This is a genomic window from Actinopolymorpha rutila (assembly GCF_013407855.1).
GTDB classification, from domain to species: domain Bacteria; phylum Actinomycetota; class Actinomycetes; order Propionibacteriales; family Actinopolymorphaceae; genus Actinopolymorpha; species Actinopolymorpha rutila.
This window is the reverse complement of the sequence record NZ_JACBZH010000001.1, coordinates 5,911,929-5,935,733: the sequence shown is the minus strand read 5'-3', so window position 1 is coordinate 5,935,733 and position 23,805 is coordinate 5,911,929. Positions and strand designations below refer to the sequence as shown.

Annotated in this window: 24 protein-coding genes; 18 read left to right on the top strand and 6 right to left on the bottom strand. The window is 71.4% G+C overall.

Going from position 1 to position 23,805, the window contains the following annotated elements; genetic code table 11:
- The first annotated feature begins 38 nt into the window (after positions 1-38).
- Both F4554_RS26430 and F4554_RS26425 read left to right on the top strand, forming a co-directional pair.
- Positions 39-284, top strand: a complete 246-nt coding sequence (locus F4554_RS26430) for a hypothetical protein (RefSeq protein WP_179790086.1) — start codon at positions 39-41, stop codon at positions 282-284.
- A gap of 101 nt (positions 285-385) precedes the next feature.
- Positions 386-1,378 (top strand): sensor histidine kinase, encoded by a 993-nt coding sequence (locus F4554_RS26425; protein WP_179790085.1) that lies wholly within the window; start codon positions 386-388, stop codon positions 1,376-1,378.
- A 46-nt stretch (positions 1,379-1,424) separates the two neighbouring features.
- On the opposite strand, the gene F4554_RS26420 is transcribed toward F4554_RS26425, so the two are convergent.
- Positions 1,425-3,620 (bottom strand): GMC family oxidoreductase, encoded by a 2,196-nt coding sequence (locus F4554_RS26420; protein WP_179790084.1) that lies wholly within the window; start codon positions 3,618-3,620, stop codon positions 1,425-1,427.
- 185 nt (positions 3,621-3,805) lie between these two features.
- On the opposite strand from F4554_RS26420, the gene F4554_RS26415 reads away from it, so the two are divergent.
- Positions 3,806-4,756 (top strand): GNAT family N-acetyltransferase, encoded by a 951-nt coding sequence (locus F4554_RS26415; protein ID WP_179790083.1) that lies wholly within the window; start codon positions 3,806-3,808, stop codon positions 4,754-4,756.
- Between the two features lie 22 nt (positions 4,757-4,778).
- On the opposite strand, the gene F4554_RS26410 is transcribed toward F4554_RS26415, so the two are convergent.
- Positions 4,779-5,561 (bottom strand): phytanoyl-CoA dioxygenase family protein, encoded by a 783-nt coding sequence (locus F4554_RS26410; RefSeq protein WP_179790082.1) that lies wholly within the window; start codon positions 5,559-5,561, stop codon positions 4,779-4,781.
- Positions 5,562-5,714: 153 nt separating this feature from the next.
- On the opposite strand from F4554_RS26410, the gene F4554_RS26405 reads away from it, so the two are divergent.
- Positions 5,715-6,518 carry a helix-turn-helix transcriptional regulator gene (locus F4554_RS26405; RefSeq protein WP_179790081.1) on the top strand — a complete coding sequence of 268 codons (804 nt, stop codon included), beginning with the start codon at positions 5,715-5,717 and terminating at the stop codon, positions 6,516-6,518.
- Between the two features lie 54 nt (positions 6,519-6,572).
- On the opposite strand, the gene F4554_RS26400 is transcribed toward F4554_RS26405, so the two are convergent.
- Positions 6,573-7,184: a TetR/AcrR family transcriptional regulator gene (locus F4554_RS26400; RefSeq protein ID WP_179790080.1), complete on the bottom strand. Its 612-nt coding sequence runs from the start codon at positions 7,182-7,184 to the stop codon at positions 6,573-6,575.
- A 116-nt stretch (positions 7,185-7,300) separates the two neighbouring features.
- On the opposite strand from F4554_RS26400, the gene F4554_RS26395 reads away from it, so the two are divergent.
- The 3 genes from F4554_RS26395 to F4554_RS26385 all read left to right on the top strand — a co-directional run bounded on the left by F4554_RS26395 (position 7,301) and on the right by F4554_RS26385 (position 10,080).
- A complete protein-coding gene (locus F4554_RS26395) occupies positions 7,301-8,338 on the top strand; it encodes an alcohol dehydrogenase family protein (RefSeq protein WP_179790079.1) in 1,038 nt (345 codons plus the stop codon).
- 132 nt (positions 8,339-8,470) lie between these two features.
- Positions 8,471-9,220 carry a dienelactone hydrolase family protein gene (locus F4554_RS26390; RefSeq protein WP_179790078.1) on the top strand — a complete coding sequence of 250 codons (750 nt, stop codon included), beginning with the start codon at positions 8,471-8,473 and terminating at the stop codon, positions 9,218-9,220.
- A 140-nt stretch (positions 9,221-9,360) separates the two neighbouring features.
- Positions 9,361-10,080 carry a hypothetical protein gene (locus tag F4554_RS26385; protein WP_179790077.1) on the top strand — a complete coding sequence of 240 codons (720 nt, stop codon included), beginning with the start codon at positions 9,361-9,363 and terminating at the stop codon, positions 10,078-10,080.
- Positions 10,081-10,105: 25 nt separating this feature from the next.
- Here the strand turns inward: F4554_RS26385 and F4554_RS26380 are convergent, their stop codons facing one another.
- Positions 10,106-10,945: a glycosyltransferase family 2 protein gene (locus tag F4554_RS26380; protein ID WP_179790076.1), complete on the bottom strand. Its 840-nt coding sequence runs from the start codon at positions 10,943-10,945 to the stop codon at positions 10,106-10,108.
- 345 nt (positions 10,946-11,290) lie between these two features.
- Between F4554_RS26380 and F4554_RS26375 the strand changes: the two genes are divergently transcribed.
- The 3 genes from F4554_RS26375 (at position 11,291) to F4554_RS26365 (ending at position 13,927) form a co-directional block, all read left to right on the top strand.
- Positions 11,291-12,775, top strand: a complete 1,485-nt coding sequence (locus F4554_RS26375; protein ID WP_179790075.1) for a hypothetical protein — start codon at positions 11,291-11,293, stop codon at positions 12,773-12,775.
- A gap of 62 nt (positions 12,776-12,837) precedes the next feature.
- Positions 12,838-13,494: a class I SAM-dependent methyltransferase gene (locus F4554_RS26370; protein WP_238341412.1), complete on the top strand. Its 657-nt coding sequence runs from the start codon at positions 12,838-12,840 to the stop codon at positions 13,492-13,494.
- A 22-nt stretch (positions 13,495-13,516) separates the two neighbouring features.
- On the top strand, positions 13,517-13,927 hold the full coding sequence (locus tag F4554_RS26365) for a RidA family protein (protein WP_179790074.1): 411 nt from the start codon (positions 13,517-13,519) through the stop codon (positions 13,925-13,927).
- Between the two features lie 67 nt (positions 13,928-13,994).
- On the opposite strand, the gene F4554_RS26360 is transcribed toward F4554_RS26365, so the two are convergent.
- Positions 13,995-14,270: a DUF5302 domain-containing protein gene (locus tag F4554_RS26360; protein ID WP_179790073.1), complete on the bottom strand. Its 276-nt coding sequence runs from the start codon at positions 14,268-14,270 to the stop codon at positions 13,995-13,997.
- A 152-nt stretch (positions 14,271-14,422) separates the two neighbouring features.
- On the opposite strand from F4554_RS26360, the gene F4554_RS26355 reads away from it, so the two are divergent.
- The 5 genes from F4554_RS26355 to F4554_RS32680 all read left to right on the top strand — a co-directional run bounded on the left by F4554_RS26355 (position 14,423) and on the right by F4554_RS32680 (position 18,624).
- Positions 14,423-14,857, top strand: coding sequence for an SRPBCC family protein (locus F4554_RS26355; RefSeq protein WP_179790072.1), 435 nt, complete (start codon positions 14,423-14,425; stop codon positions 14,855-14,857).
- Positions 14,858-14,937: 80 nt separating this feature from the next.
- Positions 14,938-15,723 carry a vitamin K epoxide reductase family protein gene (locus F4554_RS26350; RefSeq protein WP_179790071.1) on the top strand — a complete coding sequence of 262 codons (786 nt, stop codon included), beginning with the start codon at positions 14,938-14,940 and terminating at the stop codon, positions 15,721-15,723.
- A 140-nt stretch (positions 15,724-15,863) separates the two neighbouring features.
- The gene (locus F4554_RS26345) at positions 15,864-16,301 is read left to right on the top strand and encodes a DUF1707 SHOCT-like domain-containing protein (protein WP_179790070.1); all 438 of its coding nucleotides are present in this window, start codon (positions 15,864-15,866) and stop codon (positions 16,299-16,301) included.
- A gap of 268 nt (positions 16,302-16,569) precedes the next feature.
- Entirely contained in the window at positions 16,570-18,180 is a 1,611-nt protein-coding gene (ctaD, locus tag F4554_RS26340; RefSeq protein WP_238341411.1) for an aa3-type cytochrome oxidase subunit I, read from the top strand.
- Positions 18,181-18,324: 144 nt separating this feature from the next.
- Positions 18,325-18,624 carry a hypothetical protein gene (locus tag F4554_RS32680; protein ID WP_238341410.1) on the top strand — a complete coding sequence of 100 codons (300 nt, stop codon included), beginning with the start codon at positions 18,325-18,327 and terminating at the stop codon, positions 18,622-18,624.
- Between the two features lie 97 nt (positions 18,625-18,721).
- Here the strand turns inward: F4554_RS32680 and F4554_RS26330 are convergent, their stop codons facing one another.
- On the bottom strand, positions 18,722-20,035 hold the full coding sequence (locus F4554_RS26330) for a GNAT family N-acetyltransferase (protein ID WP_179790068.1): 1,314 nt from the start codon (positions 20,033-20,035) through the stop codon (positions 18,722-18,724).
- 306 nt (positions 20,036-20,341) lie between these two features.
- On the opposite strand from F4554_RS26330, the gene F4554_RS26325 reads away from it, so the two are divergent.
- The 3 genes from F4554_RS26325 (at position 20,342) to F4554_RS26315 (ending at position 23,748) form a co-directional block, all read left to right on the top strand.
- A complete protein-coding gene (locus tag F4554_RS26325) occupies positions 20,342-21,133 on the top strand; it encodes a phytanoyl-CoA dioxygenase family protein (RefSeq protein ID WP_179790067.1) in 792 nt (263 codons plus the stop codon).
- 437 nt (positions 21,134-21,570) lie between these two features.
- Positions 21,571-22,866 (top strand): NlpC/P60 family protein, encoded by a 1,296-nt coding sequence (locus F4554_RS33265; RefSeq protein ID WP_179790066.1) that lies wholly within the window; start codon positions 21,571-21,573, stop codon positions 22,864-22,866.
- A 21-nt stretch (positions 22,867-22,887) separates the two neighbouring features.
- Positions 22,888-23,748 (top strand): SAM hydrolase/SAM-dependent halogenase family protein, encoded by an 861-nt coding sequence (locus tag F4554_RS26315; protein ID WP_179790065.1) that lies wholly within the window; start codon positions 22,888-22,890, stop codon positions 23,746-23,748.
- Positions 23,749-23,805 lie beyond the last annotated feature (57 nt).

The window sequence follows — 23,805 nt, the reverse complement described above, 5'->3', positions numbered from 1 at the left end:
GAACGTTCCCCGGGCGCACCCCGACCAGGAGGACTCAGATGACGACGACGCCGGACTCCGACCCCCGTCAGGAACTGCAGCAGGTCGAGGACGACCTCGCGCGACTGCGAGGGGAACTCGACGAGGTACGCGCGCTCGGTGGCACCCGTTTCGACCCTCCCAACGACGCCGGGGACGTGGCGGCCGAACTCACCGCCGAGGAGGAGCAGCAGGCGATCATCGCCACTCTGGAGAAGCGCCGCGACGACCTGCGCCGCAAGCTCGGCCTGGCCGAGGGAAGCTGAGGCCGAATCTCCTGTCCCATAACGGGATCTGTGCACTCGAACGGTGTCAAGCCACACTTGGCGGGGGCTGCTCGCAGTCGCATACTAATCGGGTGGGCGGCATGCCGATACAGCCGGTCGCGATGGATCACACGTCGCGAGTTCAGCCCCTTGTGCACGAGGCACTCTTCTACCGCGACCTGCCAGGCCTGAGCGCGGCCCTGTTGCCGCGGTTCGCCGACGCGTTCGCCGCCGACGAGCCGGTCGCGGTGGTCGTACGCCGGTCTCGGACCGAGCTCCTTCAGGGCGCACTGGGCAGTGACGCCGGCCGGGTGCGCTGGCTCGACATGGCGCGCGATGGGCGTAATCCGACCCGGCTGATTCCGAGCGTGATCGGCCGGTTCGCCGACGAGCACCACGGCCGCCGGGTGCTGGTCGTGGGTGAGCCGATGTGGCCGGAGCGTTCCCGGGCCGACTACGTCGCGGTGGTCGCACACGAGGCGCTGATCAACGTCGCGCTCGCCGATCGCGAGCTGACCGTGATCTGTCCGTACGAGGTGAGCACACTCGATCCGCGCGTACTACAGGACGCGGCGCGTACGCATCCCACCGTGGTGACCCACGAGGACAGCTGGGCGAGCCTTTCCTACCGTGATCCCGTCGCCCTGGCGATGTCCTTCCTGAGTGACCTGCCCGAGCCGGACTGTGTTCCGGAGCGGTTGACGTTCGGCGCGTACGAGCTGGCACAGGTGCGCGAACTCGTGTACGCGCACGCTGTTCTGGCCGGCCTCGGCAGTTCCCGTCGGGACGATCTCGTCCTCGCCGTCAACGAGGTCGCCACCAACACGCTGGTGCACTCCGGCGGCCCGGGCGTCCTGCGCGTGTGGCGGGAGACCGGTCGCCTGGTCTGCGAGATCAGCGACCAGGGTCAGGTGAGCGACCCGCTGATCGGCCGGCACCCCACCTCGCCGACGGCGCGGTCGTCCCGGACACCGACGTCACAGCCACCGGGCGGTCACGGACTGCTGCTGGTCAACGAACTCTGCGACCTGGTGCAGATCGCCACCACGTCCGGCACGACCGTCCGGATGTACATGAACGTCGTGGACAACTGACCGCACCGCCCGCCCGGCGGGCCCCTGGGACTCGGCCCTGCTTGACTCAGCCCTGCTTCGCCAGCAGGTCGGCGACCCGGAACGCCATCGCGAAGATCGTCAGGACCGGGTTGACACCGCCGTTGGTGACGTGCAGCGACCCGTCGGCGAGGCGGAGGTTGTCGTGCCCCCAGACCCGGCCGTGCGCGTCGGTCACCGAGGTCGCCGGATCGCTACCCATCCTGCAGGTGCCGGCCTGATGCTGGCCACCGCTCGGGCCACGGCCCACCCCGCCGCTCGGCACCGTGCGCGTCGCACCGCCGGCCGCGAGCCACTCCTCCGCGCGCCGCTGCAGCATCGCCGCGGTGGGCCGGTCGGCGTCGAGCACTCCGCCGGAAAGCCGGGCCACCGGCATCCCGAAGACGTCGCGTACGCGCGGATCGACCGTGACCCGTGAGCGTGGGTTCGGCGTCTCCTGCAGTGGCCCCATCACCATCGTGGTGCGTTGGTACAACTCGCGCATGCCGCGCTTGCTCGCGGCACCCGACCGTGGGATGACCCCGGCGCCGGTGAGCAGGTTGTACGTCGCGAGCGGCATCGGCACGAAGTCGTTGGCCAGCATTCCGCCGCCCACCAGGCCGTCGTTGTGGTGACGGAAGTCGTGGGTGGCGATCGTCGGGCCGGGGCCGGCGCTGTTCTGCACCACGTCGTCGAAGATGCCGAGCGCACCCGCGTACACGTGTCCCTGCAGGTTGCGGCCCACCTGGTCGTGCCGGTTGCCGAGGCCGGTCTGCTCGGTCGCGGACGCGCTGTTGAGGAGCAGCCGCGCGGTCTCGATCGCACCGGCGGCCAGGATCACCTGGTCGGCGGTGACCGTGCGCCGGCGTACCTCGCCGTCGGCCGGGCCGGTGCCGCCGGCGAGGGTGGCGAGCGCGACGCCGGTCACCCGGCCGCCGTCGTCGGTGACCACGCGTTCGGCGAACGTACCGGTGACGAGGTCGCACCGGCCAGTAGCCAGGGCCCGTGGCAGAACGGTGTTGTGGCTGCCGTTCTTGGCCTCCGCGGGGCAGCCGAAGCCGACGCACTGGCCGCAGCGTACGCAGGCGGGCCGGCCGCCGTAGGGCGTGGAGTTGATCAGCAGTGGAACGTGGCCGGTCGACCAGCCGAGGTCGCGTGCGGCGGCGGCGAGCCGCGCACCGGACAGGTTGCCCGGCAACGGCGGCATCGGCAGTCCTCGCCGGCGGGGGCCGGCGCCGGTGAACCCGGCCGGGTCACCGGCCACTCCGAGTTCCCATTCGGCGCGGTCGTAGTAGGGCTCCAGATCGGCGTACGACAGCGGCCAGTCGGCCAGCGAGCTGCCCTCGGGTACGCCGTAGACGGAGGCCATCGTGAAGTCCTCCGGAACGAACCGCCAGGCCTGGGCGCCGTAGACCCGGGTGCCGCCGCCCACGGTCATCGCGTTGTTGCTCCAGCGCCCGTCGGTCGGCCCGACGACGACCTCCGTGTCGCCGTCGGGCGCCCACACCCGCGGATGCCCCGACGCCACCGGCCCGGCGCTCTGTGCGTACCCGAACAACGCGCGGTGGCTGCGCAGGTGGTCCCCGCGCAGGTCCTCGGTGCGGAGGAAGTCGCCGCGCTCGACGGCGAGCACGCGGTAGCCGGCCTCGGCGAGGACGCAGGCCGCGGTGCCCCCGCCGGCACCGGCTCCGACCACGATCGCGTCGTAGTGCGGCTCGAGGTCCTCGAACGGTGTCAACGGGAGCTTGACGGTAAGCGCCTCGGGTGCCGGCCACCACGCGTCCTGCGGTGCCGCGTGGTAGCCGACCATCCGCCAGGACACCGCGTCGCGGTTGCCGCCGTTGTCCGGGTCGGCGTAGAAGCCCTGCACGGTAAGGGATTCCAGCAGCCGGAGGAACTCCGACCGGTCCACGCCGCTCCAGTCCGCAGTGGTCTGCCCGGCGTGCAGGGCGGTGAGCACCTCGTCTCGACCCTTGTCGGTCAGCGCGGCGAAGCCCGTCGCGCCTCCGTCACCGGCAGTCCCCGCGTCCGCCCCGGCGGTTGCCTCGGCGTCGAGCAGGTCCAGGCCGGCGGTGAGCAGTTCGACGGCGTGGGGGAGTTCGGTACGCAGGATCCGCGCCAGGAAGTCGCCGACACCGGCGTCCCAACCGGACGGGAAGTCGTCGGCCGGGACCAGGCGGTCGACGGCCGCGCGCAGACCCGGCCGGGCCAGCAGTTCGGTGAGGGTGGCGTCGTCGGCGGGCATGGTCGACCTCCGCGGCAGGCTCGGTGTCCGGGGCCCCTTCCTCGCGACCCTTTCGGGACGTACCGGAGGTCCGTCCCGCGAACGACCCTATTCCTTCCGGCGCTGGCGATGTTGCCGGGCGACGGCCTCGGCTAGCGTGACCGACGACCGGTTCCGGCAGGGGTTCGGTGGGGGAAGGCGGCGGCATGCAGATCCGAGGCTTTCGGCCGGGCGACGGGGCGGCGCTGGTGGAGGCGTGGCGGCGGGCCCTGCCACTCGACCCGATGAGCTACCCGAGGTTTCGCGACCTGGTGTTGCTGGACGCCAACTTCGATCCGGACGGCCTGCGGATCGCGCTGGACGGCGACCGGTTGATGGGTGCGGCCTACGCCGTCCGGCGCCGGGTCGCGATGGTGGGCGGCGACCTGGAGCCGGGCACCGGCTGGCTGCCGTTCTTCTTCGTGACGCCGGACGCGCGGGGTGTGGGGGTGGGACGCGCGGTGGTGCGAAGCGCGCTGGACTGGTTACGGAACCAGGGCGCCCGCGAGGTGTTCTTCGCGTCGTACACACCCAACTACGTGCTGCCCGGGCTGGACGCCGAGGCCTACCCGGAGGCGGACGCACTGCTGCGCGACCTCGGCTTCGAGCGGCGGTCCGAGGCCGCGGCGATGGACCGCTCGCTGGTGGGCTACCGGCTGCCGGACGAACTCCGCGCCCGCGTCGACGACCTGGTGGCCGGCGGACACCGGTTCGGTACGCCGACCGGCGACGACCTGGTCGAGGTGGTACGGCTGGCAGGTGAGGACTTCAGCCCCGACTGGGCCCGCGCCATCCGGAGCGCCGTCGTCGCCGGGCTCCCACTGGACCGGATCGTCGGTGCGTGGGACCCCGACGGGACGCTTGCCGGCTGGGCGATGCACGCGGCGTACGAGAACGTCCTCGAACGCTTCGGGCCGTTCGGCGTACGCCCGGACCGCCGGGGCACCGGCCTCGGCCGGATCCTGCTGCACCTGACCCTGGAACGCATGCGGGCGGCCGGCGCGCACAGCGCGTGGTTCCTGTGGACCGGCGAGCGGTCCCCGGCCGGACAGCTCTACCGGAGCACGGGATTCGCCGTCACCCGGCGGTTCGCCGTGCTCCGGGCCGAGCTGACCTGACGGCCGACCGTGGCCGGCGTACTCAGTCGACGTCGATCCGGCCGACGACCTTCCCGCCCGCGAGGAACTGCTCGAACTCACCCCACGGCTTGGAGCCGTCCTTGGTCATGATGACCTCCTTGGAGTACTGCGCGAGGTAGACCCGGCGCAGGTTGTCGGTGAGGTTCGGCCCGCTGCGGTGCATCACCACGCTGGAGAACACCGCGATCGACCCGGCGGGCACCGTCACCGGCATGCCCGGGTCGTCGCCGAAGTAGCAGACCAGGTCGTTCACCCGCGGGTCGGGGATGTGCTTGACGTAGGAACGGATGCCCGAACGCGAGTAGGGCCGCAGGTAGACCGAGCCGTTCTCCTCGGTCACGTCGTCCAGGGCGATCCAGCAGGTGAGGTACGGCGCGTGGTCCTCGTGCACGTAGCCGGAGTCCTGGTGCCAGGCGAACGACGTGTCCGGGTCGCCGGCCTTGATGACGTACTGCTCCCAGAAGAGGTACGCCTCCTCACCCAGCGTCGCCCGGCAGATCTCCCGCATCAGCTCGCTGAACAGGAACTGTCGCAGCTCCGGGCGGTCGCGGTAGATCATGTGGCTGAAGTAGCGCTTGCCGCGGGCGTTGATGCCGATCCGGTCGGTGCCCGCCTCCTCCATCGCGGCGTCCAGCTTGTCCATGCTGTACTGCGCGCCGCCGCGGAGCAGGTCCAACTGCTCGTCGCTGAGGGCGCGCTCGAGGATGAAGTAGCCGTCGTTCTCGTACTGCTCCCGCATCTGCGGGGTGACCAGGCCGGTCCTGGTCTCCTCGGTCGAGGTCATGGGTCGCTGCCTCCAGCGGTTCGGTGCGGGCGTCGGTGTACGCACGACGCTAGGCCGCGGTGCCGCCGGAGTGGAATGGCCACGTTGGCCGGTACATGTACGTTCTGGCGCCCGGGTGGGCCGCCGGTCCGGTCGCCCGGGTACGGTCCGGGCATGGACTCGGGCACCCGGATCGCCGTGTCCGCCGCGCCGGTGACCAGGTTGGGCCAGCTGGTGCTGGCCGGGGAGGTGGTCGACGACGAGCCGATGATGCCGTCGCCGCTGCGGGTGATGGAGGCGTACGTCCTGTCGGTGGTGGTCGCGGGGCACGGCCGCTACCGGCACGCCGACGGCCGGGAGGAGCCGGTCACCCCGGGTGCGCACACGCTGGTACCGCCCGGCCGGCCGCACTGGTACGGCACTCTCGGCGGGCGGACCTGGACGGAGGTGTTCGTCGTCTTCACCGGTCCGCTGTTCGACGCCCTGGCCCGGGCGGGCGTGCTGGCCGAGGCCGGCCCGCGCTATCCGCGCCCGGCCCCGTCGGCCGCCGCGCTGCGGACCATCCTGGCGTCCACGCCGCGTTCGGTGCAGGCGGCCGAGCACCAGCTGGTGGCGTTCGCCGACTGGCTGCTGGACGTGGCCGGGCCGGAGGAGTCGGCGGGTCCGAGCCCCGCCGTGGCCGCCGCTGTCGACCGGCTGGCCGACGACCTGACCGGCAGCCTCGACATGCGCTCGGTCGCCGCCGAGGTGGGTCTGCCGTACGACACGTTCCGGCGCAGGTTCGCCGCCGAGGTCGGCCAGTCGCCGCTGGCGTTCCGCAACGCGAGGCGGCTGCAGACCGCCGCGACGCTGTTGCGCGTCACCGACATGACCACCAGGGAGATCGCCCGGACCCTCGGCTACACCGACGAGTTCCATCTGTCGCGGAGGTTCCGCGCGCACTTCGGCCTGCCGCCGAGCGACTACCGCCGGTCGTGAACTGCCGGCGCCGAGCGGCGGCTCTGCCGGCCCTGCCTGGTGTCAGATGTTGTCTCAGGGGCTTTCGGCGAGTGCGAGGGCGGCGAGCCGTTTGGCCTGCGCGACGGCACGGGTGGGTACGCCGGTGCCGAAGCTGACGCTCGCGCCCTCGTGGAGGACGAGCAGGCCGGCCGCGACCGTGCCGGGCCGGCGGATGCCCGCGGCCCTCACCAGGTCGGTGAGATAGCCGAGCAGCCAGCGCTTCTGCTCCAGGATGACTCCGCGCCCGGGATGGTCGGCGTTCTCCGGGAGCTCGGCGAGGGCGTTGACGAAGGCGCAGCCGCGGATGTTCTCCCGCCGGGCCCACTGGTCGAGCGCGTCGAAGGTGGCCAGAACGCGTTCGACGCCTGCTTCCCTGTCCGCGCTCGCCCGCCCGCCCGCCCCCGCTCCGGTGCCCGCGTGCTCGTCGACGTAGGACGTCAGCCACTCCCGCCAGCGCTCGTCGCGGGCCTGGAGGTAACAGGAGACGAGGACGTCCTTGGAACCGAAGCAGTCGTACAACGTCTTCTTGGTCACCCCGGCGGCGCGCGCCACCGCATCGACGCCCACGGCGTGGATGCCCTGGTCGTAGAACAGGGTGGAAGCCGCGTCCAGGATCCGGCGGCCGGCCGGGGTGAGCTCTCGCATACGGCCGACTATACCGACCGGTGGGTTGACACTGCCCCGCGAGAGTGTCCAGATATACCGACCTGTCTACCTACTCGAAGCGCGAATGAAAAATCCAACCAGGAAGAGTGATTCGGATGCGTGCAGTACTCCTCACCGGCTTCGGCGGCCCCGAGCGCCTCGAGCGCCGCGACGACGTGCCCGATCCGGTCCCGGCGGCAGGGGAGGTGCGCGTCCGGGTGGGTGCCGCCGCGGTGAACAACACCGACATCTGGACCCGAGAAGGGAAGTACGGCACGTCGTCCGATCCGGAGGCAAGCACGGGTTGGCGGCGTGAGGGGATGTCCTTCCCGCGGATCCAGGGCGCCGACGTGGCCGGCCGGATCGACCGGGTGGGTGCCGGTGTCGCCGAAGGACGTATCGGCGAACGCGTACTCCTGGACCCGATGCTGTACGAGGGTGGTGAGCGCGAACTGGTCACCACCGCCTACCTGGGCAGCGAACGCGACGGTGGGTTCGCCGAGTACGTCACCATTCCGGCGCCGAACGCCCACCGGATCGACAGCCCGCTCACCGACGCCGAACTGGCGTCGTTCCCGACCGCCTACAGCACCGCGTTGCGAATGCTGAAGCGGGCCCGGGTCCGTAAGGGTGACACGGTGCTCGTCACCGGGGCGTCCGGCGGGGTGGGTTCGGCGCTGGTCCAGCTCTGTGCGGTCCTCGGCGCGGACGCCATCGCGGTCGTCGGCGCCGGCAAGGAGGAGCAGGTCCGCGAGCTGGGCGCGCGGGCCACCGTGCGGCGGGACTCCGGCGACCTGGCCGGAGCCGTACGCGCGGTCGTGACCGAGGTGGACGTGGTCGCCGACGTGGTGGCCGGCCCGATGTTCGCGAGCCTGCTGGACGTGCTCGCGCCACTCGGCCGGTACGTCGTCGCCGGAGCGATCGCCGGTCCGGTCGTCGGCACCGACCTGCGCACGGTCTACCTGCGTCAACTGGAGCTTGTCGGCTCCTCCTTCGGCACCCACGAGGACTTCACCGAGGTGGTGAAGTACGTCGGCGACGGGCGGCTGCGCCCACTGCTCGCCGGCACGTACCCGCTGGCCGACCTTGCGAGAGCCCAGCGCGACTTCGTGGACAAGAAGTTCTTCGGCAAGCTCGTCATGGAGGTCTCGTGACGCCCGAGGACCGGCCCGCAGCAGGGCGGCAGAGGTGTTGAGCTTCCTCGTCGCCGACCGCGAAGCTCCGGCCGGGTGCGCGGCATGGGCGCGTAGTGTGCAGTGAGATCAGTCCACCGAAGGAGATCCGCGATGCCCTCGACGACACTGCAGATTCCCACCGAGGACGGCCAGGCCGACGCCTTCGCCGCCTTCCCCGACGGTGGCGGCCGGCACCCGGGTGTGCTGCTGTACGCGGACGCATTCGGCCTTCGGCCCGTACTCGAGGAAATGGCCCGCCTCCTCGCCGGCCAGGGGTACTACGTGCTGGTCCCCAACGTCTTCTACCGCAACGGCCCGGCACCGGTGATCGACCTTCCCGAGCACATCGGACAGGAGGAACGGCCCGCGGTCTTCGCACAGTTGATGCCGCTGATCGAGGCGCACACCACCGAACGCGTTCTCCGCGACGCAGACGCGTACCTCGAATTCCTCACCGCTCAGGCCGAGGTCAGCGCCGGACCGGTCGCGGCGGTCGGCTACTGCCTGGGTGCCCTCCTGGCGGTGCGCACCGCGACGGCCCACCCCGACGTGGTGGCCGCCGTCGCCGGGTTCCACCCCAGTCGGCTGGTCACCGACGCGCCGGACAGCCCGCACCGCCTCGTGTCCAAGCTCACCGCCGAGGTCCACCTCGGCCTCGCCGAAGGTGACCTGACGCCGGAGCAGATCAAGGAGCTCAACCAGGCGTTCGACACCGCGGGTGTCACCTACACCACCGAGGTCTACCCCGGCACCATCCACGGCTTCACGATGTCCGACACCAGCGCCTTCGATCCCTCCGCACTGCAGCACCACTGGGACCGCCTGCTTCCCCTTCTCGACCGCACCCTCGCCAACGGCTGAGGCCCGGTCCCGAAGGCCCTCGGGAGTGCCGCGTGGTCGCGGGATCGGCGACCGGTGCGTTCAGGGCTTTACGGCCGGCCCGGGTCCACCTACAACGGGAGAGAACGCAGCGGTACGCCTGCCGTGGGAGGGGGACCCCGATGAGCGAACCACTGAACGACCCGGCCTCGGACGGGTCGAGTTCGCCCGACCCGACGCAGCGGATGCGGGCGCGGCTCGGCGCCGTGCTCGCCCTGGCGTCGGCCCGCCTCCCGGCCACGTCCGCGCCGGACCTGCGGTCACCGACCGGCGCGGCGCCGACCAGCCCGGCCCCTACCAGCCCGGCCCCTGCCGGCCCAGCCCCTACCGGCCCCGCGCGGGACGGACTGGTGGCGGAGGCTCCGCGCGCCGGTGCCGCCGCGCCGGGTGCCGCGACCGTCCCGCTGCTGACCGCCGCCGTGGGCGCCTCGATCCGGGTCCGGGCAAGCGAACCGAACGACCTCGGCGTGGCCCAGCGCACCGAGCTGGCGAAGCTGTTCCAGCGGGTCGGCGCCTGGGCGCTGGGGCTGAGCGCGGCCGGGATGTTCCTCGCGGCACTCGCGGCGTTTCGATGGATCGGCGGCGAGAACGTCGACGTCGGCGCCGTCGGGTGGGCTGCGGTCGGGCTGGCGCTGGTCGCGCTGACTGCACTCGTCCTGGCGTACTTCACCGTGATGGGCTTCCGGCAGATCGAGTACGAGGCCGACCTCGGCGGCGGCGAGCACGAGGTCAGCCGGCGCGGCAGCAACCAGAGCGAACAGGACCGGGCCGACCACGGCCGAAGCGACCAGAGCCTGGGCCGGGAAGGATCCGGCGACGGCCGTCGGGGAGCGGGCGGCTGAACCCGAAGGCGAGCCGACCCGGGGCTCACACGATCGGCGGCCGCCCGAGCAGGGTCATCCGCCAGACCGTGCGCCAGCGGATCGGGCGCCGGCCACCGCAGGGACGGCGCCAGCCCTCGACGAAGCCGCCCGCCCAGGCCCGCAGGCCGGCGAACGGCGGTCGGCGTACGACTGTCACCAGGACCCACACGGCCAGGTAGATCGGGACCAGCAGCCCGGGCAGGCGCCGGCGGGCCAGCCACACCCGGTTGCGTGCGTTCATCCGGTAGTAGAGCTGGTGCCGGGCAGGCGAGGTGCGCGGATGCTGCAGCAGGATGTCGGGCCGGTAGTCGATCCGCCAGCCGGCGTCCAGCGCCCGCCACGCCACGTCGGTCTCCTCGTGCGCCCAGAAGAACTCCGCCGGCCAGTCGCCCACCTGCTCCGAGACCGCCATCCGGACGGCGTTGCCCCCGCCGAGGAACGTGGTCACCCGGGATGCCCGCAGCGGGTCGTGGGCGCGCAGGCGCGGGACGTGCCGGCGTTGGGTGACGCCCTGCTCGTCGGCGATCCGGAAGCTGATGATGCCGAGGTCGGCGTCGGCGGCGAACGCGTCGCGTACCTTCTGGGTGGTCCAGCGGTCGGGCAGCAGCCCGTCGTCGTCGAGGTACATCACGACGTCGACGTCGCCGTGCGCGCGCAGCCGGGCCAGCGCGACGTTGCGACCCGCGGGCAAGCCGAGGTTGACAGGTAGCTCGACGCCTTCGACACCAGGTGGCAGCGCTGTCAGCCGGGTGCCCTGGCCGACAACGACCACCCGGTCGGGTGGATCTGTCTGCTGGGTCAGTGAGGCCAGCAACGCCGAAAGCTCCGCCGGGCGGTTCCCCATCGTCACCACGACGGCCCCGAGTCGAACCCCGCCCACTGCCGACGGGCGGAGCGGGGACTGTACCTGTCCGCTCGTCCGCACTGAAACCTCCACGGAGCCCGTCGTCGCGCCGAAAGGGCCTCCGATCGATCGGCCGCAACGAATGTGTCCTTGCAGCGGATCGTAACCAAACCAGACCGGCTTACTGCTTATTGCTGCTATCAGTGACCAAACCGCGTTCCAGGGCGGGAGGTTTCCGTGGATCGTACATGATTGTTTCCGAACTTTCCGGAATCTCTACCCTCGCGCCCCCTTGTCACGGTTAGCTTGTGGGTTCCTTTCATCACGAGGCCTTCGGGGGAGGTCATGGCGACATCGACGGGTATCCACCTCGGTGCCTGGCGCGCCGGTTGGGCGCGCCGGGAGAACGCCCGCCGTGGCCGCGAGCACGAGCGGGCGAGTTCGGTCTGGAAGCGCGCCGACGCCGAACTCCGGTCGCTGGCGTCCACTGCGCGTACGCCACGTCCGGTGGCCGCCGACCAGGTGCCCTGGCTGGACCTGCGGCCGGGCGAACAGGTCTGGTGGCATTCGCCGGCGGTGAGGCTGGTCCGCGCGGCGGGTCCCGTGCCCACCCTGCGGCGGCCGCGGTTCCACGACTTCACGCCGTCCCAACTCGCCGGACCGTTCGCCGACCGGGTACCCGCCGAGCTCCGGGTGGTGGACGCCGGACCGCTCGCGATCACCGACCGGCGGGTGGTGTTCGGCGGTACGCAGCGACGCGAATGGGTTCTCGTCCGGCTCGCTGCGCTCGCCCACGACCCGGACCGCGCCATCACCTGGCTGTCGGCCGCCGGCACCCACGACGGCCCGCCGTTCGGGCTGGTGCTCGATCCGTACGCCGTCGCCGGTTTCCGATTCCACCTCATCCGCGCGCTGGCCGAGATCGCCGGCCGGCGGAACGAGTTCGCCGCGCATCTGGAGCGGCTGCGGGCGGCACACCAGCGGGAGCGTCCGCCCCCGCCGCCGACGGCCGGTCCGGCCGACGCGCCGAACCCCGTCAGGCTGCCCCTGGCCGCACTCGCCCGGCTGTACGCCGGCCCTTCCGGCGCCTCCGCGTTCCGGCGCGTGACCCAGTGCGTCGCGATGGTGGCCATGACACTGGCGCTCGCCTCGGTGGCGTTGCCGGCGCTGCCGGCCTTCCCGCGACCGTCGGCGACGGCGTCCGGAAGGCTTGCCGCGGCCGGCCTCGGCGGTGCCGGGGAGGACACCGAGAGCCTGGTCCCGCACGGGTCGGACGACGTGAACGGCTCCGATACCCAGGGGCCCGGCCCGGACGCTGCCCGCCCCTTCGCCCCGTCCCCGCGGGTCTCCCGTTCCCGGCAGGCCGGCGTCGCCACCCCGCGGCCGTCGGCGCCGGCGACCCGCAGACCGTCCGCCGCGGCCGGCGGCGGACAGGGCCGCGGCCGTGATCTCCCGCAGGCGCAGGATCCGGCGGATTCGGCCGGCTCGTCAGGCTCCCAGGACTCGGCCGGCTTGTCGGGGCCTGCGGGCTCCTCGGGCTCCTCGGGCTCCTCGGGCTCCTCGGGATCGGCCGGGTCCTCCGGCGGGGCCGACCGGTGCGGAGCGCCGGCCAATCCGTACGGCTACCACTTCTGCGGTTACGGCCGGCCGATCGCGAGCCCGGAGCCCGGGGTCTGCGGATACTTCCGTTGTACGACGGACTTCTGGGCAGGGACCGGCTACCTGGTCCAGTGCCGCGACGACGCGATCAGCATGGACGGCGGACACCGGGGCGCCTGCGCCGGTCACCGGGGAGTGCTGCGCATGCTGCGGGGCACACCGGGGCGGTGACACCCCCGAGACATCCCCAAGTCGCCTTCCGTCGCCGCGGGCGAAACTGACAGCATGGCCGAATGGCCGGCACGAGCGGTATGGACAGCGCGGGATGGGACGAGCGGTACGCCGCGGTCGAGCTCGTCTGGGGTGCCGAGCCCAACCGGTGGCTGGCCGCCGAGGCCGTCGACCTGCCGCCCGGGCGGGCACTGGACCTCGCGGCAGGTGAGGGCCGGAACGCGATCTGGCTGGCCCGGCGGGGCTGGGAGGTCACCGCCGTGGACTTCTCCGGCGTCGCGGTCGAGCGAGGTCGCCGGTTGGCCGGGTCGGAGCCCGCGGACGTCGCCGACCGGATCACCTGGAAGGTCGCCGACGTACGAGACGAGGTGGGGCCGGCCGGAGCGTACTCCCTGGTGGGCGTGATCTACCTGCACCTGGTCGCCGACGAGCGGCGCCGGGCCATCCGGCACGCAGCGAACGCGGTCGCGCCCGGCGGCGTCCTGCTGGTGGTGGGGCACGACACCACGAACCTGACCGAGGGGGTCGGCGGTCCCCAGGACCCGCGGGTGCTGTTCACGCCCGACGACATCCTTGCGGACCTGAACGCCGAGGCAGGCGGCGCCGCGGCGGACTGGGTCGTGGAGCGGGCCGAGCGGGTCCTGCGTCCGGTACGCACCGCCGACGGTGAGCCCCGGGACGCCATCGACGCCCTGGTCCGGCTCCGGCGGAGGCGCTGAGCTTCGGGGAATACTCGGTGCCATGTCCCGACTGATCACCCGAACCAACCCCGACGAGCTGCACCGGACTCCGGGCTACCACCACGTCACGGTGGTGGAGGCCGGCCGGACGGCCTATCTCGCCGGCCAGTGCCCGCTGGACCGGACCGGCGAAGTGGTGGCGCCCGGCGAACTCGAACGCCAGGTCGACCAGATCGTGGCCAACGCCGTGGCCGTGCTGGCGGCGGTGGGTGCAGGTCCCGCGGACGTCGTGCGTTCGGTGATCTACGTGGTGAGCTCCCGGACCGACGAACTCGGCTCGGTCTGGCAGTGGTTCAACGCCTCGGCGCTGGCGCCCGCGTTCACTACGGCGAGCACGCTGGTCGGCGTGGCTCAGCTGGGCTTCGCCGGTCAGCGGGTCGAACTCGACCTGACCGCCGCGCTGCCCAACTGAGCCACCCGACCGAGCCCGCCCGACCGAGCGCTGCCTGTACGAGCGCTGCCTGTACGAGCTCTGAACGTCACCCGCTCTTACGCCGGAAGGAACGCCGGCCGGTCGGCGGAGCGAGACCTTCCTGGATCTTCTGCGACGCCTTGCCGGTCCCGTCGGCGGTCTGCTCCCGGTGCTGGTGGCGCTTCCGTTCCAGGCTCTCGCGGAACTTACGGCGTACGTCGTCCTCGCTGTCGCCGCTGGTTGCCTCGGGTGCCTCGGCGCCGTCCTGGGTGCCGGGCACCTCGGCGTCGTCTCGCGCCGGCTTGGACGCGGCTTCGGGCTTACCCCGCTGTTTGCTGGCCATGGGGCAAAGCCTCGCACGCCCGCCCGCGAGGACGCGAGTGGATTGGCCGTGGCGTACCGGCGGACGACCCACAGGCGCGGGCGGGTCACCGAGCGGCGCGGGCGGACAGCGGACGGACACCGGCGGGTGATCGGGGTCGCTAGGGTCACGGAATGGACATCAGCGTGTCGCGGGAGATCGCCGCGCCGGCGCGGCGGGTCTGGGACCTGCTGGTCGACTGGGAACGCCAGGGCGAGTGGATGCCCCTCACGAAGGTCCGGGTGCTGCCCGGCCCCAGCGAGGGGCTCGGCACCCGGTTGGAGGCGGTCACCGGGGTCGGACCGGCCCGCGTGGCCGACCCGATGGAGGTGGTCGACTGGACGCCGCCCGGCCGCTGCGTCGTCCGGCACGACGGGCGGGTGCTGCGGGGGAGCGGGACGTTCGAGATCGAGCCCCTCTCGGCGGACCGGTGCCGCTTCACCTGGCGGGAGGTCCTCACGGCGCCCGGCGGAGCGGTCGGGGAAGCCGTGTTCGCTGGGCTCGGGCGGGTGTCCACGCCGTTCTTCGGGTACGCACTGTCGCGGCTGGCCCAGCTCGCCGAACGCTGAGTGGCCGAACCCGGTCGCGGCCGGCACAGGTCGCCGCTGGAAGATAGACGACGCTGAACGCCGAACCCCCGGGGGCTCACATGCCGCACTCGCCGACCGATCCTCCCGCCGCCCTGACGAACGTCGCCAACCAGGGCGATCCGGGCGACGAGGAGCTCGTGCGCTCCGACGACCTCGACGACGCGGAGCTCGACGACCTGGACGACCTCGACGACGAGGACCTCGACGACCTGGCGGCGGCCCGCCCGCGCGCCTGGTCGAGCGTGCCCGGGTCGGAGGGGCCGTTCCCCCGGCTACTCCCGCTGTTGTACGTGATCGGCGGCGCCATCGGCCTGGCCGCGGCGTTCGTGCTGATGGTCGAGAAGATCGAGCTGCTGATCAACCCGAAGTACGTCCCGAGCTGCAACCTCAACCCGATCATCTCCTGCGGTTCGGTGATGAAGACCGACCAGGCGGCGGCGTTCGGGTTCCCGAACCCCCTGCTCGGGGTGGCGGGGTTCGCGGTGGTCCTCGCCGTCGGCGCCGCGTTGCTCGCGGGCGCGACCTTCCGGCGGTGGTTCTGGCTGGGGCTGCAGGCCGGCACGGTGCTCGGGGTGATCTTCGTGCACTGGCTGATGTACCAGACGCTCTACCGGATCGGCGCGGTCTGCCCGTACTGCGTCGTGGTGTGGTTCGTGACCATCCCGACGTTCCTCTACACCACTCTGCACAACCTCGACCGCGGCAACCTGCCCGTCGGCGCCGCCGGCCGGAAGGTCGCGGGGGTGCTGACCCGCTACCACGCGACGATCCTGACCGCGTGGATCATGGTGATCCTGGTGCTGATCGGGGGCCGGTTCTGGTCCTACTGGAGCACGCTGCTCTGAGCGGTGCCCCCGGGCGCGTCCCGGTACGGCAGCAGTCGGCACAGTCGGCGCGGCCGGCACAGTCGGTACGACCCACGGCGTAGGCAGGAGTCGTCCGCATGGGCGATTGCCGCTGCCCGTCGTGCGAGCGACTATGAGGCATGAGCACCGAGCACCAGCCGATGAGGGCGTCGGACCGGGAACGCGACGAGGTGGCGGCGCGGATCCAGGAGGCCACCGCCGAGGGCCGGTTGACGCTGGAGGAGTCCGACGAGCGGCTCACCGGTGTGTTCGCCAGCAGGTATCGCCACGAGCTGGCCGCCCTGGTCGCCGACCTGCCGGTGAGCAGCCCGGCGGTGCCGGGGCGGACCGGGCGGCCGGCCCGGCCGGTGCCGAAGCCGACGTCGAATGGTCGGCGGTGGGCCGACCCCGGCCTGCTGATCCACACCCTCATCGTGGTGCTGCTCTCGGCCGCGATGCTCGTGCACTGGGTGGCCGGCAGCAACCAGGCGCAGCATCCCTGGCCGGTCTTTCCGCTGGTCTGGCTCTGGGTCAGCGTGGCCATCCATGCCCGCCGGCGAAACGACCGAGCTCGCTGAGAACGCTGAGCTCGCTGAGAACGCGACCATGAGAGCGGAATCGCCGAACGCCGAAGGGTGAGAGAACTCTTCGAATAACCGTGTTCGCGGCCGGTGTCCCGCGGTGCCGCATAATCGGTCCACCTGCCTTGCGTTTCGGTTTTTGTGGCCCGGGCAACGATCCATGTTGGATCGCAGTCCGGGGGACTTGATGGCTACTCAAGTGCGGGGTGTGTCGCGGCCCGAGCCGGTGATACGCCGAAGGATCGGAACTCTCGTCGTTCATTGGATGACGACGACCGACCACAAAGTCATCGGCAAGCTGTATCTCGTCACGTCGTTCGGCTTCTTCCTGGTCGCCGGCGTGATGGCGATGTTCATGCGCGCGGAACTCGCCCGCCCCGGCCAGCAGGTCTTTCGCGGTGACCGCGGCGCGCTGCTCTACAACGAGTTCTTCACCATCCACGGCACCGCCATGTTGTTGTTGTTCGCGACCCCGTTGTTCGTCGGCTTCGCGAACGTCATCATGCCGCTGCAGATCGGCGCGGCGGATGTCGCGTTCCCGCGGATGAACATGCTGAGCTACTGGATGTTCCTGTTCGGCGGGCTGATCGTGGTGTCGTCGTTCGCCGACCCCGACGGTGCGGCGGCCTTCGGCTGGACGGGGTACACCACGCTGAGCGGACCGACCTACTCGCCGACGTTCGGTGGCGACCTGTGGGTGATGGGCCTCTACCTCGCCGGGCTGGGCACCATCCTCGGTGGCGTCAACTTCATCGCCACGATCGTCTGCCTGCGCGCTCCGGGCATGACGATGTTCCGGATGCCGATCTTCACCTGGAACGTCCTCTTCACCAGCATCCTGGTCATCATGGCGTTCCCGGTGCTCGCCGGTGCACTGCTGATGCTGGAGGCCGACCGCAGGCTGGGCGCGAAGGTCTTTGACGCCACGTCGCACGGCCCGCTGCTGTGGCAGCACCTGTTCTGGTTCTTCGGCCATCCCGAGGTCTACATCATCGCGTTGCCGTTCTTCGGGATCATCACCGAGATCATTCCGGTGTTCAGCCGCAAACCGCTGTTCGGGTACGTCGGCATGGTGGCCGCCACGACGGCCATCGCGGCGCTGTCGATGGCGGTGTGGGCGCACCACATGTTCGCCACCGGCAGCGTCGACCTCCCGTTCTTCTCGTTGATGACGTTCTTCATCGCGGTGCCGACCGGGGTGAAGTTCTTCAACTGGATCGGCACGATGTGGCGGGGGTCGGTGACGTTCGAGACGCCGATGCTGTGGTCGGTCGGCTTCCTGGTGACGTTCCTCTTCGGCGGGCTGACCGGGGTGATTCTCGCGTCGCCGCCGCTGGACTTCCAGGTCACCGACACCTACTTCGTGGTGGCCCACTTCCACTACGTCGTCTTCGGAACCGTGGTGTTCGCGATGTTCGGCGGTTTCTACTTCTGGTGGCCGAAGATGACCGGCCGGATGCTGGACGAACGACTGGGCAAGATCCATTTCTGGACGTTGTTCATCGGATTCCAGTTGACGTTCATGGTGCAGCACTGGCTGGGCGTGGAGGGAATGCCGCGGCGGTACGTGAACTACCAGCCGGAGGACGGGTTCACCACTCTGAACTCCGTGTCCACGATCGGTGCGTTCCTGCTCGGCCTTTCCACGTTGCCGTTCCTTCTCAACGTGCTCGTCTCGCGCAACCACCCGAAGGTGGAACTCGACGACCCCTGGGGCTGGGGTCGCTCGCTGGAGTGGGCGACGGCATCACCCGCGCCGCGCCACAACTTCACCTCCATGCCCCGGATCCGGTCCGACAGTCCGGCCTTTGATCTGCATCATCCCGAGATCACGAGATTGGAGATCGAGGACAACACCCCCGCAACAACACCCTGAGAATCCGAACGGGACGAAGTTTGCCGGCGTACGCGCCCTTGTCGGGGGGCGAGGCCGCAGGCGCTCGGCGTTTCGATCGGAGGATGTGATCACTTCCCCGTGGATCACACATTTTCCGATGACCTGCGAAGGAGGAGGGTCGGGATGACCGAGAATTCCACGCTGGACGTGGGTACCGGCGTAAGGCTCGTATCCGAGGAAAGGGGCGAGTACGGTGCCGGGCACATTCCGGCACCGCGCGTGGAGCCCGAGAGCGCGAGGGGCCGGGGCCGGCCGTCGCTGGGCGGGCAGGGTCGCTCGCCACAGGTGACGTTCCGTGCTCCGCCTGCCCTGCGGGCGATGGCGGAGGAACAGGCCGCACGGGACGGCAAGACCGTGTCCCAGCTCGCGCGCGAGGCGTTCGAGATGTACCTCGCCAGCAAGGGCACCACCGGGCTCGGCTGAGCCCGGTCACAGCCGAGCAGCGCCCGGGATGTCCCGGGCGCTGCTCGCTGCTGTCGGTAGCCGGCCAACCAGGCGCGACGAATCGAAAGCCGGCGGATCAGAAGCCGGAGAAGAGGTACGGCGCGGCGGGCGGGAAGATCGTGCGCAGCGCCTGGGCGGTCTCGGCGTCGACGGTGCCGTAGCCCTGCAGCATCAGCTCCGCCGGGTCGATGACGCCGTAGACCAGGGCGGCCAGCCCGTGCGAGGTCAGCCGGGCCGTGGCGCCCGTGCCCGCGCCATTGCCACCGAACGCACTGCCGGAGGTGACCTCGAGTGTTCCGCCGCGGCCGTCCAGCGTCCAGGTGCCGGCCACGAACGGGTCGTCCACCACCTCGACCGTCGCCCGGGCACCGCCCGTCGCGATCCCGGCCAGTCCGGGCACCGAGAGGACCCGGCCCATCGCCGCGCTGTGGTTGGGGCCGCTGACCTTCGTCTCGTCGTCGTAGGCGATGTCGACGTACCACAGGTCGGGGCGTTCGTCCGGCGGCAGCTGGAACGTGAACGAGCTGTACTGGTCGTGGTGCCGGGCCAGCCACTGCAGCAGGAGGGTCCGCCCGATCGGGCCGCGGGTGAGCAGCTGCTGGCCCTGGAGCTCCTCGCCGAAGCCGTTGGTGCGGTAGAGCAGCGCGCCGACGATCTCACCCTCGTGGCGGGCCAGGGCGATCCAGTGCTTGTTCTCCTTCGCCACTCCCACGGTGCCCGCCCGGTTGAAGACCGAGAAGCCGTGCCGCTCGCCGAGCAGCGTCTGCAGCAGCGCGTAGTAGTCGTCGAACACCTCGCCGATGCGGTGGATGCTCACCTCGCCGGGCACGTCGACGCGCAGCATCCGCTCCAGGCCGCGGGCCTCCAGCCGGATGTGGCGCGGCTTGGGGAACCCGACGTAGCCGAAGCGTTCGTAGAACGACTGCCGGAACGGGTAGAGCGTGCTCAGCACGTGCCCGCTGTCGCGCATCTGCCCGTGCATCCGGGTGAGGAGGGTGCGGACGTGGCCGCGCCGGCGCGCACCGGGATGGGTCGCCACCCCACTGATCCCGACCATCGGGAACACCGAGCCGCGGACGTTGTGCCGCATCGAGATCCCGCCCACGACGGCTTCCGCCTCGCCGCCGCCGAACGCGACCAGGTTGACCCGGGAGTCGTCCTCCTCGCCGGAGGACAGCTCGGTCCGCCGGCGCTCGACCGTCTCGTCGGGGACCGGTGAACTCTGGAAGGCGTACGCCCACAGCGAGTAGGCGGTGGTGAGGAGCTCCTCCCCGCTCACCGCGCGGATCGTGGTGGCTGCGTCGGCTGGGCCGTCCTGGCCGGCGGCTGCGGGCGAGGCGGCGGCCTGGGTGGGGGCCTGGGTGGTGGCCGGGTCCGGGATCGTGTTCACAGTCGGCGACCCTAACGGCCACCACCCCAAACGGCCCAGAGGGGCGACCGGTGCCCACGGCCGGGACCGTTCGCGCAGAGCGAGACCGTGCTCACCGAGAGGCCCTGCTCACCATCCGGTCGCGGAACCTGCGCGGGGTCGGCGGCGCGGTTCGGGCCCAATGGACGGAGGCCGACCCGAAGTGGGCTGGCCGAGTGCGGCCCAGCGAAGCTGCAGTGGGTGGCACCTGCCCCTACTCGTGTCAGGATCATCGCCAGACGTCGAGCACGCGACCACCGGCGACCACCCACGAGGGGGCGGCATCTCATGACGACGAGCGGCGTACTCGAATGGCGCAGCGACGTCGACAGCACAGGTCGACTCGAACCCGGACTCGTCGAGCGGTACCGCCGCGACGGCTTCGTCCGGGTGCGTGGCGTACTCGACCAGGGCGAGGTCGAGCACTTCCGGGGCGCGGCCGAACGCTTCCTGGAGGCGCACCGGTCGGAGAGCCTCCAGAAGGACCAGGTGTTCACGCAGCTGGTGAACGTCTGGCGGCAGGACCCGGCGATGAGCGAGCTCACCCTGCACCCGCGCCTGGCAGGGGTCGCCGAGCAGCTGGCCGGAATTCCGTTGCGCATCTGGCACGACCACATGCTGGTGAAGGAGCCGCACAACGAGGCGGCCACGGAGTTCCACCAGGACCGGCCGTACTGGCCGCACGCCGGCGACCGCCATTCGCTGTCGGCCTGGATCGCGCTCGTCGACGTGCCGCCCGAACGCGGATGCATGACCTTTCTGCCCGGCACGCAGGAGCTCACCGGGTTCCGCCCGCAGAACCTCCGCGACGAGGAGGACCTGTTCGACCTCGACCCGTCGCTTCGCTGGGTGCCGCGGGTGACCGTTCCCCTCCGGGCCGGGGACTGCACGTTCCACTGCAGCTACACCGGCCACATGGCGACCCCCAACCGCACCGACCGGGCGCGGTTGGCGCACGTGGCGATCTACATGGACGCCGAGACGAAGTTCTCCGGTGCGCCCCACCCGGTGACCGGGCCGCTCGGAATGACCGCCGGCGAACCGCTGGACGGGGAGATGTTCCCGCGCACCGGCCGTTGACGGACTCCCTGTGTCTGCAGGCCTTTTCCGGTCGGCCGCCGCGGGATTTCGGTCGTACAAAGGGCTGCTGTCTCTACGTACGACGCCTTCTGTCGTACGAAGGTTCTTGCCGTTACGAAGCCTTCTTCTGTCGTACGTACGTGAGTTTATGGGTGCTTTCGCTATCGCGAGGTCGGCCCATCCCCGAATGCCGCTGACGCCGGCATCCGCGCGTTTTCCCTCGTCATTTCGCGATCCTGCCCGGACTGGCCAACCTTGACTGGGCAAAGGCGTTTCGCGGCCTCCCTCTGATAGGTACTTTCCGAGCGGCAGGTGTTGTTTGTTCTCTGGCGGGCGAGGTTCCCGCCCGCGAGGAGGCGATCGCCGTGGAGCCACCCGACGTGGAGTCGTCCGACCCGTGCTCGTCACGGTCGTCACGGTCACGGTCGGCTCGGGGGGTGCGGGAATCTCTCGCCCTGCTGATCGGTGTGGCGGTGGTGACCACCGCCGGTCCCGCGGCCGCCGAACCACCCGACCCGCCGAGCATCCCGAGCCGGCACCAGGTCGAGGCCGCGCGTGGACGGGCCGAGGCCGCGGCCGCCGACGTCGGTCAGGTGCAGGCCCGGCTCGCCGAGGCCGATGCCCGGCTGCGCGCGCTCGACGTCGCCGCGCAGACGGCCGTCGAGAACTACGACACCGCCGTCTACGGTCGTACGAAAGCCGGCCAGGCCGCCAGTGCCGCCGCGGCGCGGGCGGACCGGGCACGTCGCCAGGCCGAGGAACGCCGGCGTGAGGTGGCTCGCCTGGCGGTTGCCGACTACAGCCAGGACGGCCGGCTGACCGAGATCGTCGCCTACCTGGACGCCGAGGGCCCGCGCACCATGCTGGACCGCGCGTCGACCGCCTCGATGGTGTCCACCTCCGCCAACGACGCCTACCAGCGGCTGCGCGCCAGCCAGGCGGTCTCGCACGTGCTCGCGCAGGAGGCCGCCGCTTCCGCGGGTGTCGAACGCCGGCGGGCAGCGGAGGCGGACAAGGCCAGACAGCAGGCCACGGCAGCACTGAGCGCGCAGACCCGGGCGGTCGGTTCGATCGAGGCCGGGAAGGCCGCCCTCGTCGCCCGGCTCGCCGAACTGCAGAACATCTCCACCGACCTGGCGACGAAACGTCAGGCAGGGCTGGCCGAGCAGGCGCGCCGGCGCGCGGAGGCGGCGCGCCTGCGCGCGCAGGCCGAGCGCGCACGCTCCGACGAGGACCGCGCGCGGGACCGGGCCGACGACAACGGCAACGGTGGTAACGGCGGCAACAGCGGCAGCAGGGACCGCAAGAAAAAGAAGGACAAGCGCGACGGCGGCGGATCCTCGCCGGGCAGGGGCGGGTCGTCGCGTCAAGGCGAGCTTGCGGTGGCGTACGCGCTGAGCCAGCTCGGTGAGCCGTACGTCTTCGGCGCCACCGGCCCGGGTAGCTGGGACTGCTCCGGACTGACCATGCGGGCCTGGGACCACGCCGGCATCTCGATGCCGCACTTCGCCCGCGGGCAGTACTGGCAGTCGCGGCGGATAGGGCTGGGCGACCTGCGCCCCGGAGACCTGTTGTTCTGGGCGAGCAATCCCCGTGACTCCAACACGATCTACCACGTGGCGATGTACATCGGGAACGGCAAGATGGTGCAGGCGCCGCGCCCCGGCCGTGACGTCGAGGTCAAGTCGATGTTCTACATGGGCAGGCCCACCCAGCTCGCCCGGCCACGCTGAGCCCCGGCACAATCGGCGAGCATGCCGGACCTGATCGCCTTCCTCACCGACTACGGCACGCGGGACGGTTTCGCCGCCGTCTGCCACGGGGTCGCCGCGACCCGGGCGCCGTCGGCCAGGGTGCTCGACCTCACCCACGACGTGCCGCCGCAGGACGTACGCCATGGTGCGACCGTGCTGGCGCGGGTCGCCCGGCACCTGCCGCCGGCGGTCTACGTCGCGGTCGTCGATCCCGGCGTCGGGACCGCCCGCCGGGGACTGGCCCTGCGGGCCGGTTCGAGTGTGCTGGTCGGCCCGGACAACGGCCTGCTGCCGCCGGCGGCGGACGTGCTCGGCGGAGTGTCGGACGCATACACGCTCACCAACACGGAGTTGTGGTTGCCGGAGGTGGACCGGACGTTCCACGGACGGGACGTCTTCATGCCGGTCGGGGCGTTCCTCGCCGGCGGCGGTTCCCTCGGCGACGTGGGTGAGTTGGTGGCGGTCGACTCGCTGGTGCGGTTGCCCGCGCCGGCGAGGACCAGAACGGCCGCGTCACTCACCTGTGAGGTGACGTACGTCGACCACTACGGCAACGTGCAGTTGGCGGGAGACGAGTCCGACCTCGCGGTGCTGGCCGAGTGGGCGGCGCAAGGCTGGGTTGACGTGGCGACGGCCGGGCCGGGGGAGCCGGAAGAGTCACGCGAGCCGGGCGGGCCGGGTGGAGTACGCGACCGCGCGCGGGTCGGCCGGGCGTTCGGCGACGTGCCGGCCGGTGAACTCCTCGCCTACCTCGACTCCGACCGGCGGCTCGCCCTGGCGGTCAACGAGGGCTCGGCGGCGGCCAGGCTGCGGGTGCGCGGCGGCTCTTCGGTCACCGTCGGCGCGCCGGCGGAAGGGTGATCAGCCGCCGGCTCCGAACGTCACCACTCGGAGCCGACGGCGGCACCGACGGTCAGC